Origin of the sequence: Fibrisoma montanum (assembly GCF_003583365.1) — a bacterium.
Classification (GTDB): domain Bacteria; phylum Bacteroidota; class Bacteroidia; order Cytophagales; family Spirosomataceae; genus Fibrisoma; species Fibrisoma montanum.
Genome location: NZ_QXED01000004.1, coordinates 584704 through 601640, shown reverse-complemented (window position 1 = coordinate 601640; position 16937 = coordinate 584704). Strand labels below are relative to the sequence as shown.

Here is a 16937-nt window from a genome sequence, read left to right as displayed (position 1 = left end):
TTGCAGGCTAAGCGAGTTGGAAAGTCGCTGACTCCTTTGGTTCCGTATCTGTACTGGGGACTCGTTTGTCTTGGTATGATCAATATGAGCCTACTAATTGCCAAACAGTATTCAGGCAATTGGATTTGGTGAGCGATTTTTACGATACCATCAGCCTGTTCCCAAAGAGCCTTATAACAAAATCAATTCACCTCATTTTGGGCAGGTTTTTTCGCTCAGCGTCAATGCGGTGTAACCTCAACGTGTGCTGGTCGCGACGCCGACTCTAAAACCCACACCGTACCCGGCGGGTTATACGTCAATAACCACAGTTACCCGCCATGAGCCAAACCGTACTTATTACCGGCGGCACCGGTACCATTGGTCGCCGTCTGACTCAACTACTCATTCAGGAAGGCTATCAGGTTTCGCTGCTCAGCCGGTCTGTCAAGCCGATTCCCAACGTCAAGGTGTACCAGTGGGATGTGAAAAAAGGCCACCTTGATCCACAGGCTATCATGACCGCCGATCATATCATTCACCTCGCCGGGGCCGGTATTGCCGATGAGCGCTGGACGGATGCCCGCAAGGACGAGATTCTGGGCAGCCGTGTCATGTCGACTACGTTGCTGGCCCAGGCTCTGGCTAAAAACGCTCACCACGTTACGTCGTTTATTGCCTCGTCGGCCATTGGGTATTACGGGGGCGATACCGGCGATCGGCCCATGACCGAAACCAGCCCGGCCGGGACCGATTTCCTGGCGCAGGTAACGCGGGCCTGGGAACGTTCGGAAGACCAGGTCGCGGCCCTCGGGATACGTACCGTCAAGATGCGGACCGGCGTGGTGCTGACTATGGAAGGCGGGGCCTTACCAAAGCTGGCGCAGCCCATTCGGCTTGGGGCCGGGGCGCCGATTGGCTCGGGGCAGCAGTACATTTCGTGGATTCACCTCGACGACCTGTGCCGGATGTACATCCAGGCCATGAAGGACGAGTCGTGGCAGGGTGTTTACAACGCCGTAGCGCCGGGGCCCGTCACGAACGAAGCCCTTACGAAGCAGATTGCCCAGGTGCTGAACCGACCGCTCCTCCTGCCAAATATTCCGAATTTCGTGATCCGGATGATGTTTGGCGAGCTGGCCATTACCGTCATCGGCGGTAGCTATGTGCTGAACAAGCGGATCAAGGAAGACACTACGTTCCAGTACCGGTTCGGCGACTTGAAACATGCCCTCCAGGACTTGCTAAAATAAAAACACGTCTGGGTGGAGTCGAATCCGTGCTCCCCCAGACGTGTTTTTAAACCCGCCGGCCGTTAGTTAGCTCCACTCGCGGTCGTTCGAATCCTTCGTATTCCAGGTATCGGTTGGTGCAAACCAGGTCGCTCCTTTCTTCAGGAATTTCTTAGCCACCTCTTCGTTCAGTTCAACCCCGAGGCCGGGCTTGTCGGGAACCTTAACGAATCCTTTTTCAACGATTGGCTTCATGCCCGTTACAAGGTCCTCCCAGCCCGCTACGTCGACCCCGTGGTGTTCGAGCGCAACGAAGTTTTCGGTAGCAGCTGCGCAATGCACATTAGCCATCATACAGATTGGCGATCCAGCGAAGTGCATAGCCATCGGAACGCCCTTTTCCTCGGCATAGTCACCAATCTTTTTGGTTTCGAGCAAGCCCCCCGACGACGCCAAATCGGGGTGAATCATATCGATAGCCTTCGCGTCGATGAGTTTGATAAACTCTTCTTTCAGGTAAATATCCTCCCCTGTCAGCGTTGGCGTTTCGATGGCATCTGAAATCTGTTTCCAATGATCCGTATAGAACCAGGGCACCAGGTCTTCGAGCCACGCCAGCCGGAACGGCTCCATGGCTTCGCCGATCTGAATGGCTGTATTCACGTCGAAGTGCCCAAAGTGGTCGGCCGCCAGGGGCGTATCGTAGCCCACAATATCCCGAACCCGGCCCACGTGTTCAACCAGGGCATCAACCCCTTTCTTGGTAATCTGGATACGAGTAAATGGATGCTTCGTGTTGGCGTAATTGCCCAGCTTACCCATTTCTTTGTCGTCCCACTGCCGCTTTACACTCCAGCTGTTGGCATTGACCAGCATACCGGGCTTATCGGCGAGCATACCAATACCGAAGTCCATTTTCAGGAAGGAATACCCCTGTTCTTTGCGCTTGTTCATATTCACCGCAAACTCCTCGTAGTTCTTTCCTTCCGGCGTATCGGCATACAGGCGGACGTAGTCGCGGAACTTACCGCCCAGCATTTGGTAGGCAGGTACGTTGTAGGCTTTACCAGCCAGATCCCACAGCGCCATCTCAACACCACATACCCCACCGGCCGCCCGGCTGTGGTTACCAAACTGCTTGATTGCTTTAAAAAGCTGCTCGACGTTACACGGATTTTTACCCAGAATCCGGCTCTTGAGCATTAAAGCGTAGTTGGCACTACCTCCATCGCGGACTTCGCCCCAGCCCACAAGGCCCTGGTTCGTATCGATGCGGATGATGGGGCTGGAGAACGGAACCCCCTGCAGCACCGCCACGCGCATATCCGTAATTTTCAACTCCGAAGGCTTGGAGTCGCGTTTTACTTTCTGAGTAATGAACTCGGTTTCCTGCTCAAATTTGCCGTCGAAAAGCATACCAAGCGTCAGGCCGCCCAGTCCGGCATTACGAATGAACTCGCGACGATCGGCAGGCTGAGCCGACGACGTCAGACGCGAAAAAATATTCTTCATAGTTTTCGGGTATTGTTAGGAATCTTCGGTTTGTCAGTAAAATCACCAAATGCCAGTATTTTACTTATCTACGGGTCTTTATTGGGCAAAAACATACTAAACCCTTTGCACTCCGATAGCGATGATCAAGAAAACGCTGCTTGCCGTATCCCTTCTTTCGCTCGCTGGTGGCCTTTCGGTGCAGGCTCAGCGAGTTGGTTCAACCCCCGAACACGTTAAAGCGCTCACCGCCAACTGGAAAGGCGAACGCATGCCCGACGGCCGACCGATGGTGCCGGACATCGTGCTGGAGCGCCTGCAAAACTGTACTCTCGAACAGATCTGGGGCTACCTCGACCGGCGCGGCTACCGCAATCAGGTCGAAAAGGACTGGATTATCCTAAAACCGGGAGAGACCATGACCGGCCGGGTCGTAACGGCGCAGTTCATGCCCACCCGCCCCGACCTCGACAGCCTGGTCCGGGCACAGGGGAAGGCAGAAGGTCGTTCGCAGAAAGGTGGGATCAACATCTGGCCTATCGACATCCTGACCAAAGGCGATATATACGTAGCAGATGGTTACGGCAAAGTGAAAGACGGTACGCTGATCGGATCGAGTTTGGGAAATGCCATCTACGGCAAAACCGGTAAGGGTGTTATTTTTTATGGGTCGGTGCGGGACATGCAGGAGCTGAAAGATACCAAAGGCTTCAACGCCTGGGTGAAAGGCCATCATCCGTCGTACATTAAAGACATGACCCCAACGGCCATCAACGCGCCCATCCGCATCGGCGAGGTGACGGTGTTCCCCGGCGACGTCGTGTTTGCCAATGAATACGGGGTGGTATTCATCCCGGCCCATCTGGTCGAAGGACTCGTGTCGGCTTCTGAAATGACGGCCCTCCGCGACGAATTTGAGCGGGTGCTGCTTCAGCAGGGCAAATACCCGTCGGGCGAAATCCACGGCGACTGGTCGGGCAAGATCAAGGATGAATTTCGGACGTGGGTAGCCAAGTACCCCAAGAAACTAGCTATTACGCAGAAAGACATAGACGCTTATTTAGCCAAAGAAGGCCATTAATGAAGTGAAACCGCGGAGGAAGCAGAGGGCACGCGAAGGAAACAGAGCACTATCTCGGCGTTCTCGGCGCTTTTCTCTGCTTCCTCCGCGTTTGGAACATTCCCAAAATCAACATAATGAAAGGTACGATTGCCACCCTCTCACTAGTTCTTGGCCTAACCCTGACAGGCCAGTTATCGGCCCAAACCATTCCGAAGGACGAGCTGACGTTTCTGACGTCCGAATGGAAAGGCGAACGCTTCCCGGACGGACGCCCCAAGATTCCGGATGCGCTGCTGGAACGAGCCCGCAAAATCGGTATCGACGACGCCTGGACGGTGCTGAAGAACGAAGGCTATACCAACCAGTTTGAAGGCAACTGGAAACTGATTAAAGACGACGTACCGGTAATTGGCCGGGCCGTTACGGCCATGTTCATGCCCAGCCGGCCCGATGTGGAGAAGAACATCAAGGAGCGCGGTATCAGCAAACAGGGGCGCAAAGGCAACACCAATGCGTGGCCCATCGAAACCCTGACGAAAGGCGACGTGTACGTAGCCGACGCATTCGGAAAAATTGGGGGAGGAACGCTCATGGGCGCTACGCTCGGCAACGCAATTTTCAGCAAAACCGGCAACGGCGTAGTGTTCAACGGGGCCGCCCGCGACTTGCAGGAATTACAGAACATCAATGGGTTCAACGCATTCGTCCGCGACTTTCACCCGTCGTTCCTGGAGGAGATGGTCCTGATGGGCTTGAACACGCCGATACGAATCGGCAACGCGATGGTGCTGCCCGGCGACCTAGTGATTGCCCAGCGAGAAGGCGTTCTGTTTGTGCCCGCCCACATGGCCGACCAGGTAATCAGCACCTGTGAATTCGTGACCCGCAAGGATCAGTTCGGCTTCGAGATGGTGAAATCAGGCCGATACACGACGGGCCAAATCGACAGCCAGTGGACCGACGACATTAAAAGTGAATTTCTCAAGTGGCTGGGCCAGCATCCGGAACTGGGGGCCATGACCCGGCCGGAGCTGGACAAGATGATGAGCAAACGGACGTGGTAGGCCGATTCGCAGTTTTAGGCGAGGTAGTGGAGTCTGCGCCACCTCGCCTAAAACCGTGTACCAAAAACCGAACCTCTCCCCGGCCTGGTACGTTTTCCATACATGACCGAGTACCTTAAAGATGCCCTTCGCAAGGCCGCTTCGTTCTGCGCGTATCAGGAACGAACGCAACAGGAAGTCCGCGAACGCCTGAACGATTGGGGCGTTTACGGCGACGATGCCGAAGAAGTCATTGCCGAACTGATCCAGCAGAACTACCTCAACGAAGAGCGATTCGCCAAATCCTTCGCCGGTGGCAAGTTCCGCGTGAAAGGCTGGGGCAAACGGAAGATCAAACAGCACTTACAGCAACGCGGCATTACGGGCTATAACCTCGAACAGGCCATGAAGGAGATTGCCCCGACCGACTACCGGGCGGCTCTGGCAGACCTCCTCGACAAGAAACGCCGGACCCTTCGTGATGACAATCCGCTGGTGGTGAAACAGAAACTGGTTCGCTACGCTCTTAGCAAAGGCTACGAATCCGACCTGATTTTCTCGGTTCTGGGTGGGGAGGAGTAACCCCTCTAACCGCATTTTTGGTTAGTTTTACGCCCTTACCATTCCCCTCCGACCGCATGCCCCATCTTTTTCTGGATACCGAACGCATGGCCAACCTCGCCAGTGGCATGGGCCAGTTCTGCCTGCATTTAGGCAACGAACTGGTTCGGCAGAAACCCGCCGACTGGCAGATTACCTTTCTGGTCTCCCGCGAACAGGTGGGCATCTTTGGCCCCTCGGCTGAGTATCTGGTTGCCAGCCGGTGGCGACGCGTCTGGCACCCGTGGAAGTTTGATGTCTGGCACTGCCCCTATCAGAATTCGCGGTTCACACCCATGCGCAAAACGGCCCTGGTGTATACCATTCTCGACTTAAACTACCTGTTCCTGCCCGAATACTCCGACAAACGAAAGGCCCGCCAGAAAGCCCGGTATCAGCAACTGGTGAATAAAGCGGCTGCCGTGACGACCATTTCGAGCTACGTAGCGCAGGACATCCGCAAGCAACTGGTGGTGCCACCCACTACGCCCGTCGAAGTGATTTACCTGGGAATGGACAAACCCACGGATATTGTCTCGTCCTTTACGGTTAAACCCGACGGCCCCTTTCTTTTCTTCATCGGCATGTTGCAGGCCTACAAGAACGTCCATGCGATGCTGCCGCTGCTGGAGGCCTTCCCAAACTACCGGTTGGTATTAGCCGGCCCTGACGACAAGCCCTACGTTCAGGACCTACGCGATCAGGCCACCCGGATGGGCGTTGCCGACCGCCTGATTATTCCGGGTCCGGTAGATGAAGCAACCAAGTGGTGGCTTTATGCCAACTGCGATGCCTTTCTGTTTCCATCGCTGCACGAAGGATTTGGCCTGCCTGTAATTGAAGCCATGAGTTTTGGCAAGCCGGTTTTCTGCTCCACCCTGTCGAGCGTTCCGGAGGTAGGTGGCCCCGAAGCATTCTACTTCCCGTCGTTCGACCCCGAAACAGTGGTAAACGTCTTTCAGCTGGGCATGGAAACCTATTCCAATGACCCTGAAATGCCAACCCGCATTATGGAGCACAGCCGGCAGTTCCGCTGGGAGGCCACGGCCGCAGCGTACTGGCAATTGTACCAGCGCGTGGTCTAAAGCGGCCGCCGAACCGCTTCCAGGGCGTAGCAGAACGAGTTGATCGGGCTGTAGGTCGTATCGAATCCCAGCGACCGGAGGTATGCATTGAACGTATCGATATTATTACGATCCTTGTCCAGATTGTGCACCTCGACTACCATCTTCTGAATACACCGGACCAAATCCGGGTCGGTGTTGTAAATAATATCATATTCACTGCCCTCACAGTCGAGCTTCAGCAGATCGACTGATTCCAGCCCGTTGTTCCGTATGATATCCGCCAGCGTTACGCAGGGTACGGTAATCCTCTGGGTATTATTTCCATTGAAACCGGCGAAGGCAGAAGCCACTACCTGACTTTTTTCTGCCGCTTCGGCGTAGAGGTCGAGTTGATCGAGGGGTTTGCCCGTAACAGCCATCTGAAACAGCCGGACGCTCTGCTGCAGGGGGGCATTCTGCTGAAGCGTCTGCTGAAAGGTTTGAACATTGGCCGGCATGGGTTCGTAGGCGTAGATTGTCGCCTGCCCAATTTTAGAAAGCAGCTGGATGTCAAAAAAGCCTGCGTTGGCCCCCACGTCGATCACGACCGGTTTCATGGGCAGATCACGAACCAACGTATCGATCTCGTACACATCGGCCATGAATATCTCTTTAAAAACCTGATACAAACTGGCTGGCACCTGAAACCGCACCGGCAGCGGACGCGTGGTAAAAACCAGATCCCGTTTATGCCGATCCCCGCGTCGGAGTACGTATTCGGTTGGATTAGCGATGTGCCGCCATAATCTGAAATATCGGCTGATGCCCGTTGCTGCCATGAAATATGAAGTACGACAAGCTACAAAGATAAGGGCTTGCCATTACGTAACGGCAAGCCCTGGTATCAGATACGAACCAGACCGCTTAGAAATCGGCGTCCGTAACGAAGCTTTTTGGCTCTTCGGCGGCTTTCACAACAGTTTCTGTATTGGCCGCCTGGGGATTGAGGGCAGCGGCCTTCATCGCCCGGAACTTCGCCATAACCTCGCCCCGCTGGTACTCGCCAACGCGTTTCTCGAAGAAATTCGTTTTGCCCTGCAGCGAAATCATGTCCATGAAGTCAAACGGATTCGATACGTTGTAGAGCTTACGCATACCGAGTGTAGTAAGCAGGTGGTCGGCAACGAACGCGATGTACTGTTTCATCAGATCGGCGTTCATACCAATGAGCGATACCGGCAACGCATCGGCCACAAACTCCTGTTCAATTTCAACCGCGTTGCGGATGATGTCGTATATCTGAGACTCCGGGAGCTTGTTTTTGATGTGGTCCGTATAGAGCATACAGGCGAAATCGCGGTGCAGACCCTCGTCGCGTGAGATCAGCTCGTTCGAAAACGTCAGACCAGGCATCAGGCCGCGCTTTTTCAACCAGAAAATCGAGCAGAACGACCCGGAGAAAAATATACCCTCCACGGCCGCGAACGCAATCAGGCGCTCGGCAAACGACCCGTTCTCAATCCAGCGCAGGGCCCATTCGGCCTTCTTCTGGACGCACGGAATGGTATCGATAGCATTGAGCAGCCGATCTTTTTCGACCGAGTCCTTGATGTAGGTGTCGATCAGTAAGGAATACGTCTCCGAGTGGATATTTTCCATCATCACCTGGAAGCCGTAAAAGCATTTAGCTTCGGCGTATTGAACCTCAGACAGAAAATTGACAGCTAAATTCTCGTTCACAATGCCATCGGAAGCTGCAAAGAAGGCCAGGACGTGCGAGATGAAGTGCCGTTCGCTGTCGTTAAGGTTGTTCCAGTCTTTTAAATCCTGCGACAGGTCGATCTCTTCGGCGGTCCAGAACGAAGCCTCATGGGTTTTATAAAATTCCCAGATATCCCAATGCTTGATGGGAAACAGCACAAAACGGCCTTTGTCTTCTTCTAAGATCGGTTCGATAACGTCGTGTTGTAGCATGTGGCTTTTTGTGGTTATATGGTTTTCCAGTCGGAATCAACTGGGCCTTTGGTGAAGTAAGTACCGAAGTAATGATTCAACAAAGTTAGCCCTTCTGCCCACTTACACAAGCCCGTTTGCCGCGGTTTAACCGATAAGTCTATCCGAAAAATTGGTAAACAGAACGAAATCAATCGGTTGCCTGAATTAAGTAAAAGTAAGTTCTTAAAATAATACCAAAGAAAGGATTAAGTCTGATTGTCAATGGATTGGATAGGCTTTAAAGACCATAAAAACAAAAGGGTCGCTCCCGTGGAAGCGACCCGCATTAAATCTATAGGCTACAGGGCTAAAGACGCCCCGGGACGGAGATAAAAGACTCAGAATAAATCTTTGATGTCGATCCGGCGGTGCAACTGTTCTTCGTCTTTGAAGGGCAGCAACACCAGCACTTTACCGTGCTCGTGAATGGCTTCAATCTGCTCAGCATCCACAAATGTTGGGATATCCAGTACGCGCAGAAACATCGGTACAGCCAGACGCTGGCCCGCTTCGTAATCATCTTTGTGTACCGAGGTACCAACCAGTAATGTATAGAGCACTAATTTACTTCCTTCGATCAGGACGTTGAACGAACTGGCGTCAACGCCGGGGGCCGACAGTGTGATTATGAGCCGCTCATCTTCGCGCTCCACATTCATCGTCGTCATGCTTGAACCGCCGTAAAGCGTATTCAACAGATCGATCTGTCCGCCCGTGCCCTGAAATACGTTTTCTATCGCTTTCATAGGTGTTGCTGTTTACTGTTCACTGTTCAAGTAATGAATACTAAACAAACGACGTGCCTAACTGCCCTAACCCTATTTTATGCGCCAAGCTGTCAGGGAAAAAAGCTGATTCTGAGTAAAAAGTGCCGTTTTGACGCTATTTTGAACGTAGTCTTCTGTTACGTGACTGTAGACTGTGGAATTGGGGTGTAGCACTTTAGTACATTTGTGGGGTTTATCTTCCACAAACCACCACAACTGATTCAACCAGCGATCAACCCCCTTTCTGCCGCGCGTTGGGGAAAGATATTGTACCTTTGCAACATGCACATCAAAATTGGAACGCGGGGCAGTCGATTGGCTTTGTGGCAGGCGGAATTCATTCAGCAACTGCTACAAACAGGCGGCCTGACCTCCGAACTGGTTCTTATTGACACCAAAGGCGATCAGATTCAGGATCGCTCCCTCGCTAAGATTGGCAGCAAAGGCGTTTTCACGCAGGAGCTGGAAGATCAGCTCCGCGCCGGTTCCATTGATATCGCCGTTCACAGTGCCAAAGACCTGCAATCGTCACTGCCTGCTGACCTGGGCATTATTGCCTTTACGGAGCGCGAACGGGTCAACGACGTACTGGTGAGCCGCAACCCGAATTTGTCGCTGACCAGCGGCCAGTCGTTCGTGATCGGTACGTCATCAACGCGCCGGGTAGCCATGCTGAAGCACTTTTGTCCGCACATTCGCGTGGTCGATATGCGGGGTAATCTGCAAACCCGGCTGCGTAAGCTGGACGAAGGGCAGTGCGACGCGCTGCTGCTCGCCTACGCGGGCGTTCACCGGATGCAATACGATGACTTGATCGCCGAACACCTGCCCATCGCCGATTTCACACCCGCCGTTGGCCAGGGCAGTGTGGCTATTGAGGCCGCCCAGACCCTGGCTCCGGAAAAGCAGCGGATTATCCGCCAGCTAACAAATCACGAGCCAACCGAAGCCTGCCTGAAAGCAGAACGCGGTTTTTTACGTCGGCTCGAAGGGGGCTGCAGCATTCCGGTGTTTGCGCTCGCTACGATCGACAACGATCAGGTCAGCTTAATGGGTGGTCTGATCAGCCTCGACGGTCAGCAGCTACTCCGCGAAACTTTCACGGCACCGGCCGCGCAGGCCGAACAACTGGGTCACGAACTGGCCGAGAGCGTACTGGCACGCGGTGGCGATGACATTCTGCGTACTATCCACGAACACTTACCATGACAATCCGACTGGCTACTACCGAGACCGATATCCGGCGGTGTCTGCCCGCCATGCTGGCACTCCGGCCCCATCTGACCGAAGAGCAGGCGTTGAGCCAGATTCAGCTACAGCAGCGGGAAGATCGGTTCCAACTGGCCTTTGTCGATACCGGCGAAGCAGCCCCGGCCGTTGCCGGGTACCGAATGATGAACTTCCTGCACAGTGGCCGTACGTTGTACATCGACGACCTGTCGACCTTGCCCGACGCCCGCGGCAAAGGCTACGCCGGTGCGCTACTCGATTTCGTGATTGAGCAGGCTCGCCAGGCCGGCTGCCAGGTCGTGACGCTGGACTCGGGACACAATCCGGCCCGCTATGACGCACATCGGTTATACCTGAAAAAGCGGTTCAATATTGTCAGTCATCATTTTCGGCTAGATTTGCAATAACGTTGCAGGTCGCCTACTTTTCAACGGTCGACGGATCGTCTGAATGTACCCAACCGACCCTATCATCAATCACCGTACGCAGTGGCCATGAATCTGTTCCGAATCAGTTGGAGTAACCTGAAAGATAAACCCCTGAGCAGTTTCCTGAGCGGGTTGCTGATGACCCTTGGGATCACCATTATTTCGCTGCTGTTATTGCTCAACAAGCAACTGGACGACCAGTTTCGCAAAAACATCAAGGGCATCGACATGGTGCTGGGCGCCAAAGGGAGTCCCCTGCAATTGATTCTATCGAGTATCTACCAGATCGACGCCCCGGTTGGCAACATCCCTCTCGACGAAGCCGAACGGCTTACCCGGAATCCCATGATCAAGACCGCCATCCCGCTGGCCATGGGCGACAATTACCGATCGTTCCGGATTGTGGGCACCAACAAAAAATACCTGGATCATTTCGGCGCTACGGTTGCCCAGGGCAAGCTGTTTCAGCAGGACCTGGATGTCGTGATCGGTCCACGGGTAGCCGAAGCCACCGGGCTTAAGCTAGGCGATACGTTTTCGAGCCAGCACGGTCTCGACGAGAATGGCGAAGCGCATGAAGATGTTAAGTATAAAGTGGTGGGCATTCTGAGCCCCAGCAATACGGTAGCCGATCAACTGATTCTGACGAACGTATCAAGCATCTGGGCCGTCCATGAGCACGGCGAAGAACACCACGACGAAGGCGAGGAACACGCGGAAGGTGAAGATCACGACCACGAGGAGGGCGAGGCCCACGCCGATGAACCCCGCGAAATCACGAGCATGCTGATTCAGTTTCGCAACCCGCTGGGCATGATGCTGGCCCGGGGAATCAACACTAATTCGAAGCTGCAGGCCGCCCTGCCAAACATCGAAGTAAATCGGCTTTTTGATTTGTTGGGCGTTGGCGTCGACACCCTGCGGGGGCTGGCGATTGCCATTATCATCATTTCCGGCATCAGCGTGTTTGTGTCGCTGTACAATTCACTCAAGGAACGCCGGTACGAAATGGCCCTGATGCTGTCGATGGGAGCTACCCGGGCACAATTGTTCGGCATGCTCCTGCTGGAAGGTCTGGTGCTGGCCCTGATCGGTTTTGTGCTGGGCATTCTCTTCAGCCGAATCGGGCTCTGGTTCTTCTCCGCCACCGTTTCATCGCAGTATCACTACGACCTGACGTCGTTCACGATCCTGCCGGAAGAGTGGCTGCTGCTTGGCATGGCGGTGCTGATCGGGCTGCTGGCCGCTGCATTACCGGCGGTCGGTATCTACCGAATGAACATCTCCCGAACCCTGGCGGAAGAATAGGCCGGCTCGTTTTGGCGGGCTGTTTTCGACCTGGTGTACCGGAGCCAGTGTTGGCCGGCGGCAAGGCGTCAACTAATCCGGCCTTACAGTTGTTATGGGAACAAACACGTCGGATTTGCCATACGGATAGAATAAAAACCGGAAATTTTACCGGTTTTTGTTTGCTCAATACTCTACCTTTGCAGGTCAAACAACGACGCGTCTTCGTCATGGACCAGTATTCATATATCGCTAATTCTGACGCGGCTTACGTAGATCAACTTTATCAGTCTTATAAGCAAGACCCTCAATCAGTTGACGAAAGCTGGCAGCAATTTTTCAAAGGATTCGAATTTTCATTAACCTACGGCGAAAAGGCCAACGGCAAAACCAACGGAGCCGCCACGAATGGGGCCGCCACCAACGGCCAGAGTGCAGCTCCGGCCGTAGATACCAGACACGCTGAGAAGGAAGTTTCTGTCGCCAGCCTGATCAAGGCCTACCGGTCGCGGGGCCACCTGCTCGCTACCACCAACCCGCTGAAACCCCGTAAGGACCGCCAGCCCCGCGTTGATCTTCCCGACTACGCACTCTCCGACGCCGACCTCGATACCGTATTTGAATCCGGTAAGCTGCTGGGCATCGGACCGGCTACCCTGCGGACCATCATGGAGTCGCTCCGCAAAATCTACGCGGGCAATATCGGCTTCGAATACATGTACATCCGGGAGCTGGACGTAAAAAACTGGCTGCGGAACAAAATCGAGAAGGAAGCCCTCACGTTTACGCCTACAATTGATGAAAAGAAGCGTATTCTTGAAAAGCTGAACGAGGCAACCGTACTGGAAAACTTCCTGGCTACGAAGTACCTCGGCCAGAAACGCTTTTCGCTGGAAGGCGGTGAAGCCACTATTCCAGCGCTGGACACAATCATCAGTACGGCTGCCGAGCATGGTGTTGAGGAAGTTATGATCGGCATGGCCCACCGCGGTCGTCTGAACGTACTGGCCAACATCCTGGGCAAGTCGTACGAGAGCATCTTCGACGGTTTTGAAGGAAACGTGCCGGAGCAGGTCCACGGCGACGGCGATGTAAAATACCACCTTGGTTACGCCAGCCTGACCGAAACACCGTCGGGCAAGCAGATCAACGTAAAACTAGCCCCCAACCCATCGCACCTCGAAGCAGTCAACCCGGTTGTGGAAGGGTTCGTGCGGGCACAGGCCGACGAGGAATACAACGGCGATTTTGACAAAATTCTGCCGATCCTCATCCACGGTGATGCGGCCGTGGCCGGTCAGGGGGTCGTGTATGAAGTGACGCAAATGGCTAAGCTGGCGGGCTACCAGACCGGCGGTACCATCCACTTCGTCATCAACAACCAGGTTGGTTTCACCACCGATTTTGAAGACGCCCGCTCGTCGATCTACTGCTCCGACATTGCCAAGATTATTGATGCGCCGATCTTTCACGTGAACGGCGACGATCCGGAAGCGGTCATTTTCTGCTCCAAACTGGCCGTCGAGTTCCGCGAGAAGTTCAACCGCGACGTATTTATCGACATGGTGTGCTACCGTCGGTACGGCCATAACGAATCGGACGAACCGAAGTTTACGCAGCCGACGATGTACTCGTTGATCGACAAGCATCCGAACCCGCGCGAAATCTACAACCAGCTGCTCATCAAACGCGGGGATGTAGATGCCGAACTGGCCGGTCGGATGGATACCGAGTTCAAAAAGCAATTGCAGGACCGGCTCGACCGCGTCAAGCAGAAAGCCGAAATTCCGTATAAACCCCTGCGACTCGACCTCGACTGGGCTGAATTGCGATTCAGTACGCCCGAAGACTTTGATCAGTCGCCGGAAACGGGCGTAGCAGCCGAAACGCTGGAAGCCATTGGCAAGGCCCTGGTTACGATTCCGGAAGGGTTTAAGCCGCTCAAGCAGATCGATAAACTGCTGAAAGACCGGCAGCAGATGCTGTTTGAAACCAGACAGGTCAACTGGGGTACGGCCGAATTACTGGCCTATGGCTCTGTGCTGACAGAGGGCAAGCTGGTGCGGCTCAGCGGACAGGATGTGCAGCGGGGTACGTTCTCGCACCGCCACGCCGTTCTGCACGATGCCAACACGAATCAGGCGTACTCATCACTGGATCATATCCGGGAGGGTCAGCCAACGTTCCAGATTTATAACTCCCTGCTCTCAGAATACGGGGTGCTGGGCTTTGAGTTCGGCTACGCGATGGCCAACCCCCACGCCCTGACCATCTGGGAAGCGCAGTTCGGCGACTTCTCGAATGGCGCGCAGGTTATGGTCGATCAGTTCATCTCGGCGGGTGAGTCGAAGTGGGGCATCATGAACGGTCTGGTTATGCTGCTTCCTCACGGCTACGAAGGCCAGGGACCTGAGCACTCCAATGCCCGTCCGGAACGTTATCTGCAGCTCTGCGCGGAGTACAACATGGTGGTGGCTAACATTTCAACCCCGGCTAACTTTTTCCACCTGCTGCGCCGGCAACTGGCATGGCCTTTCAGAAAGCCGCTGGTTGTCATGTCGCCTAAATCGCTGCTGCGCCATCCCAAATGCGTATCATCAATGGACGAACTGGCCAAAGGCAGCTTCCAGGAAGTTATCGGCGATTCGTATGCGCAGGCCAAAAAGGTCAAACGCGTACTCCTTTGCACGGGGAAAGTCTATTACGAACTGCTTGAGAAGCAACAGGCCGATCAACGGGAAGACGTAGCCATCGTACGGCTCGAACAACTGGCTCCGTTGCCGACAAAGCAGTTGAATGCCGTGCTTGAACCGTACAAAAAAGCCGAGTTCGTGTGGGTACAGGAAGAAACCGAAAATACAGGCTACTGGACGTATCTGCTGCGGGTTGGTTTTGCACAAACCCTGAACATGCGCGTAGTGTCGCGTGAAGCAGCCGCTTCGCCGGCAACCGGGTACGCTAAGGTGCATACGCAGGAACAAGCCGAACTTATCCAGAAAGCATTTGCATAAACCCAGTTTACGGGTTGCGGTTTTCAGCTTTCGGTTTCTGACCGGCAAGCTGAAAACCGCGAACTGAAAACCGAAAACTAGATCAGAATGGCCGTTGAAATGAAAGTCCCCGCCGTAGGGGAATCGATTACCGAAGTTACGGTTGGTACCTGGTATAAAAAGGAGGGCGATCAGGTAAAGATGGACGAGGTTCTTTGTGGCCTTGATTCAGATAAAGCCACGTTTGAACTGACAGCCGAAGCCAACGGTGTGCTGCATATTCTCGCTCAGGAAGGCGACGTATTGCCCATTGGCGCGGCCATCTGCACCATCGACGACGGTGCCGCAACCGGCACGGCTCCCAGCCAGCCGGCTCCGGCCGCCGAACCGACGCCGGCAGCCGCTCCTCAGCCAGAAACTCCGCAGCCCGCATCAGAGCCAACCCCTGCCCTACAGGCCGTAGCCGAACCGGCTGCCGCTCCGGTCGCCAGCAGTTCGGCTGTCATCGACATGAAGGTTCCGGCAGTTGGGGAGTCTGTAACGGAAGTAACCATAGCATCGTGGAACAAAAAAGATGGCGACCAGGTCGCACTCGATGAGGTCCTGTGCGAACTGGAATCCGACAAAGCTACGTTTGAGCTACCGGCCGAAGCCGCCGGTACGTTGCGTATCGTTGCCGAAGCGGGTTCAACGCTGCCCATCGGTGCGCTGATTGCCCGTATTGAAACGGGTGCTTCGGCTGGTCAGTCGACTCCGGCTCCTCAGCCGGCGGCTCCGGCTCCTGCAACCGGCAGCAATGGCTCCGATTCAAATGGAAGCGCCCAACCGGGTTATGCCGCTCATTATCCCTCGCCGGCTGCGGCAAAGATTCTGGCCGAAAAAGGCATTGAAGCCCAGCAGGTACAGGGCACCGGCGTCGGTGGTCGGATCACGAAGGAAGATGCCGCCAAGGCACAACCAACCGCTCAGCCAGCCCAGCAGGCTCCCCAACCGGCACCGGCTCAGCCCGCGGCAACGCCGGCCGATAAGCCGAAACCGGCTGCTCAGCCAGCTCCTGTAGCCGCATCGGGCGAACGGGGTCAGCGTCGCGAGAAAATGACCTCCCTGCGCCGGACCATCGCCCGCCGACTGGTAGCCGTGAAAAACGAAACGGCCATGCTGACTACCTTCAACGAGGTAGATATGAAGCCGATCATGGACCTGCGCGGTAAATACAAAGACAAGTTCAAGGAGAAAAACGGCGTTGGTCTCGGCTTTATGTCGTTCTTCACCAAGGCAGTCTGCATCGCGCTCAAGGAGTTCCCGGCTGTGAACGCCCAGATCGACGGCGATACGATCGTGTATAACGATTTCTGCGACGTATCAATTGCCGTATCGACCGAACGCGGTCTGGTCGTACCGGTGATTCGCAATGCCGAGCAGATGAGCTTTGCCGAAATTGAGAAAGAGATCATCCGGCTGGCCGGTCTGGCCCGCGACAATAAGCTGACCATCGAGCAGATGACCGGCGGTACGTTCACTATTACGAACGGTGGCATTTTCGGCTCGATGCTGTCGACGCCGATCATCAATGCTCCGCAGTCGGCTATCCTCGGTATGCATAATATCGTGGAGCGGCCGGTGGTTGTTAACGGTGAAATTGTAGTGCGGCCAATCATGTACGTTGCGCTGTCGTACGATCACCGCATCATCGATGGTAAAGAATCGGTTAGCTTCCTGGTCCGCGTTAAGCAACTGCTGGAAGATCCAACCCGGATTTTGCTGGACGTTTAACCGGCCTGTCTTC

The 16937-nt window shown here is 54.7% G+C and carries 14 protein-coding genes; 10 read left to right on the top strand and 4 right to left on the bottom strand.

Annotation, left to right across the window (positions count from 1 at the left end):
• The first annotated feature begins 320 nt into the window (after window positions 1-320).
• Window positions 321-1232 carry a TIGR01777 family oxidoreductase gene (locus tag DYU11_RS16430; RefSeq protein WP_119668778.1) on the top strand — a complete coding sequence of 304 codons (912 nt, stop codon included), beginning with the start codon at window positions 321-323 and terminating at the stop codon, window positions 1230-1232.
• Between the two features lie 66 nt (window positions 1233-1298).
• On the opposite strand, the gene DYU11_RS16425 is transcribed toward DYU11_RS16430, so the two are convergent.
• On the bottom strand, window positions 1299-2723 hold the full coding sequence (locus tag DYU11_RS16425) for a mandelate racemase/muconate lactonizing enzyme family protein (protein WP_119668777.1): 1425 nt from the start codon (window positions 2721-2723) through the stop codon (window positions 1299-1301).
• 121 nt (window positions 2724-2844) lie between these two features.
• Here DYU11_RS16425 and DYU11_RS16420 point away from each other — a divergent pair, with 121 nt between their 5' ends.
• The 4 genes from DYU11_RS16420 to DYU11_RS16405 all read left to right on the top strand — a co-directional run bounded on the left by DYU11_RS16420 (window position 2845) and on the right by DYU11_RS16405 (window position 6493).
• The gene (locus DYU11_RS16420; RefSeq protein ID WP_119668776.1) at window positions 2845-3783 is read left to right on the top strand and encodes an RraA family protein; all 939 of its coding nucleotides are present in this window, start codon (window positions 2845-2847) and stop codon (window positions 3781-3783) included.
• A gap of 116 nt (window positions 3784-3899) precedes the next feature.
• Window positions 3900-4829: an RraA family protein gene (locus DYU11_RS16415; RefSeq protein ID WP_119668775.1), complete on the top strand. Its 930-nt coding sequence runs from the start codon at window positions 3900-3902 to the stop codon at window positions 4827-4829.
• 102 nt (window positions 4830-4931) lie between these two features.
• Window positions 4932-5390, top strand: a complete 459-nt coding sequence (locus DYU11_RS16410) for a regulatory protein RecX (RefSeq protein WP_119668774.1) — start codon at window positions 4932-4934, stop codon at window positions 5388-5390.
• Between the two features lie 56 nt (window positions 5391-5446).
• Window positions 5447-6493 (top strand): glycosyltransferase family 4 protein, encoded by a 1047-nt coding sequence (locus DYU11_RS16405; protein WP_119668773.1) that lies wholly within the window; start codon window positions 5447-5449, stop codon window positions 6491-6493.
• Here DYU11_RS16405 and DYU11_RS16400 read toward each other — a convergent pair.
• The 3 genes from DYU11_RS16400 to DYU11_RS16390 form a co-directional block, all read right to left on the bottom strand.
• Window positions 6490-7293, bottom strand: coding sequence for an FkbM family methyltransferase (locus tag DYU11_RS16400; RefSeq protein WP_119668772.1), 804 nt, complete (start codon window positions 7291-7293; stop codon window positions 6490-6492). The two genes, DYU11_RS16405 and DYU11_RS16400, sit on opposite strands and share 4 nt — an antisense overlap.
• Window positions 7294-7378: 85 nt before the next feature.
• The gene (locus DYU11_RS16395; RefSeq protein ID WP_229365869.1) at window positions 7379-8428 is read right to left on the bottom strand and encodes a ribonucleotide-diphosphate reductase subunit beta; all 1050 of its coding nucleotides are present in this window, start codon (window positions 8426-8428) and stop codon (window positions 7379-7381) included.
• A gap of 359 nt (window positions 8429-8787) precedes the next feature.
• Window positions 8788-9195 (bottom strand): Hsp20/alpha crystallin family protein, encoded by a 408-nt coding sequence (locus DYU11_RS16390; protein ID WP_119668771.1) that lies wholly within the window; start codon window positions 9193-9195, stop codon window positions 8788-8790.
• A 303-nt stretch (window positions 9196-9498) separates the two neighbouring features.
• Between DYU11_RS16390 and hemC the strand changes: the two genes are divergently transcribed.
• From hemC to odhB, 5 genes are all read left to right on the top strand, one after another.
• Window positions 9499-10425 carry a hydroxymethylbilane synthase gene (hemC, locus tag DYU11_RS16385; RefSeq protein WP_119668770.1) on the top strand — a complete coding sequence of 309 codons (927 nt, stop codon included), beginning with the start codon at window positions 9499-9501 and terminating at the stop codon, window positions 10423-10425.
• Window positions 10422-10853, top strand: a complete 432-nt coding sequence (locus DYU11_RS16380; RefSeq protein WP_119668769.1) for a GNAT family N-acetyltransferase — start codon at window positions 10422-10424, stop codon at window positions 10851-10853. The genes hemC and DYU11_RS16380 overlap by 4 nt, the downstream gene beginning before the upstream one ends.
• A gap of 87 nt (window positions 10854-10940) precedes the next feature.
• Window positions 10941-12182 carry an ABC transporter permease gene (locus tag DYU11_RS16375; RefSeq protein WP_119668768.1) on the top strand — a complete coding sequence of 414 codons (1242 nt, stop codon included), beginning with the start codon at window positions 10941-10943 and terminating at the stop codon, window positions 12180-12182.
• Between the two features lie 209 nt (window positions 12183-12391).
• A complete protein-coding gene (locus DYU11_RS16370) occupies window positions 12392-15172 on the top strand; it encodes a 2-oxoglutarate dehydrogenase E1 component (RefSeq protein ID WP_119668767.1) in 2781 nt (926 codons plus the stop codon).
• 87 nt (window positions 15173-15259) lie between these two features.
• The gene (gene odhB, locus DYU11_RS16365) at window positions 15260-16924 is read left to right on the top strand and encodes a 2-oxoglutarate dehydrogenase complex dihydrolipoyllysine-residue succinyltransferase (protein ID WP_119668766.1); all 1665 of its coding nucleotides are present in this window, start codon (window positions 15260-15262) and stop codon (window positions 16922-16924) included.
• Window positions 16925-16937: the final 13 nt, after the last annotated feature.

Bases quoted from the DNA above. Each gene is read 5' to 3' on its own strand.
- DYU11_RS16380 (WP_119668769.1), top strand. From the start codon at position 10,422: ATGACAATCCGACTGGCTACTACCGAGACCGATATCCGGCGGTGTCTG.
- odhB (WP_119668766.1), top strand. From the start codon at position 15,260: ATGGCCGTTGAAATGAAAGTCCCCGCCGTAGGGGAATCGATTACCGAA.
- DYU11_RS16390 (WP_119668771.1), bottom strand. From the start codon at position 9,195: ATGAAAGCGATAGAAAACGTATTTCAGGGCACGGGCGGACAGATCGAT.
- DYU11_RS16395 (WP_229365869.1), bottom strand. From the start codon at position 8,428: ATGCTACAACACGACGTTATCGAACCGATCTTAGAAGAAGACAAAGGC.
- DYU11_RS16400 (WP_119668772.1), bottom strand. From the start codon at position 7,293: ATGGCAGCAACGGGCATCAGCCGATATTTCAGATTATGGCGGCACATC.
- DYU11_RS16425 (WP_119668777.1), bottom strand. From the start codon at position 2,723: ATGAAGAATATTTTTTCGCGTCTGACGTCGTCGGCTCAGCCTGCCGAT.
- DYU11_RS16375 (WP_119668768.1), top strand. From the start codon at position 10,941: ATGAATCTGTTCCGAATCAGTTGGAGTAACCTGAAAGATAAACCCCTG.
- DYU11_RS16410 (WP_119668774.1), top strand. From the start codon at position 4,932: ATGACCGAGTACCTTAAAGATGCCCTTCGCAAGGCCGCTTCGTTCTGC.
- DYU11_RS16405 (WP_119668773.1), top strand. From the start codon at position 5,447: ATGCCCCATCTTTTTCTGGATACCGAACGCATGGCCAACCTCGCCAGT.
- hemC (WP_119668770.1), top strand. From the start codon at position 9,499: ATGCACATCAAAATTGGAACGCGGGGCAGTCGATTGGCTTTGTGGCAG.
- DYU11_RS16415 (WP_119668775.1), top strand. From the start codon at position 3,900: ATGAAAGGTACGATTGCCACCCTCTCACTAGTTCTTGGCCTAACCCTG.
- DYU11_RS16430 (WP_119668778.1), top strand. From the start codon at position 321: ATGAGCCAAACCGTACTTATTACCGGCGGCACCGGTACCATTGGTCGC.
- DYU11_RS16420 (WP_119668776.1), top strand. From the start codon at position 2,845: ATGATCAAGAAAACGCTGCTTGCCGTATCCCTTCTTTCGCTCGCTGGT.
- DYU11_RS16370 (WP_119668767.1), top strand. From the start codon at position 12,392: ATGGACCAGTATTCATATATCGCTAATTCTGACGCGGCTTACGTAGAT.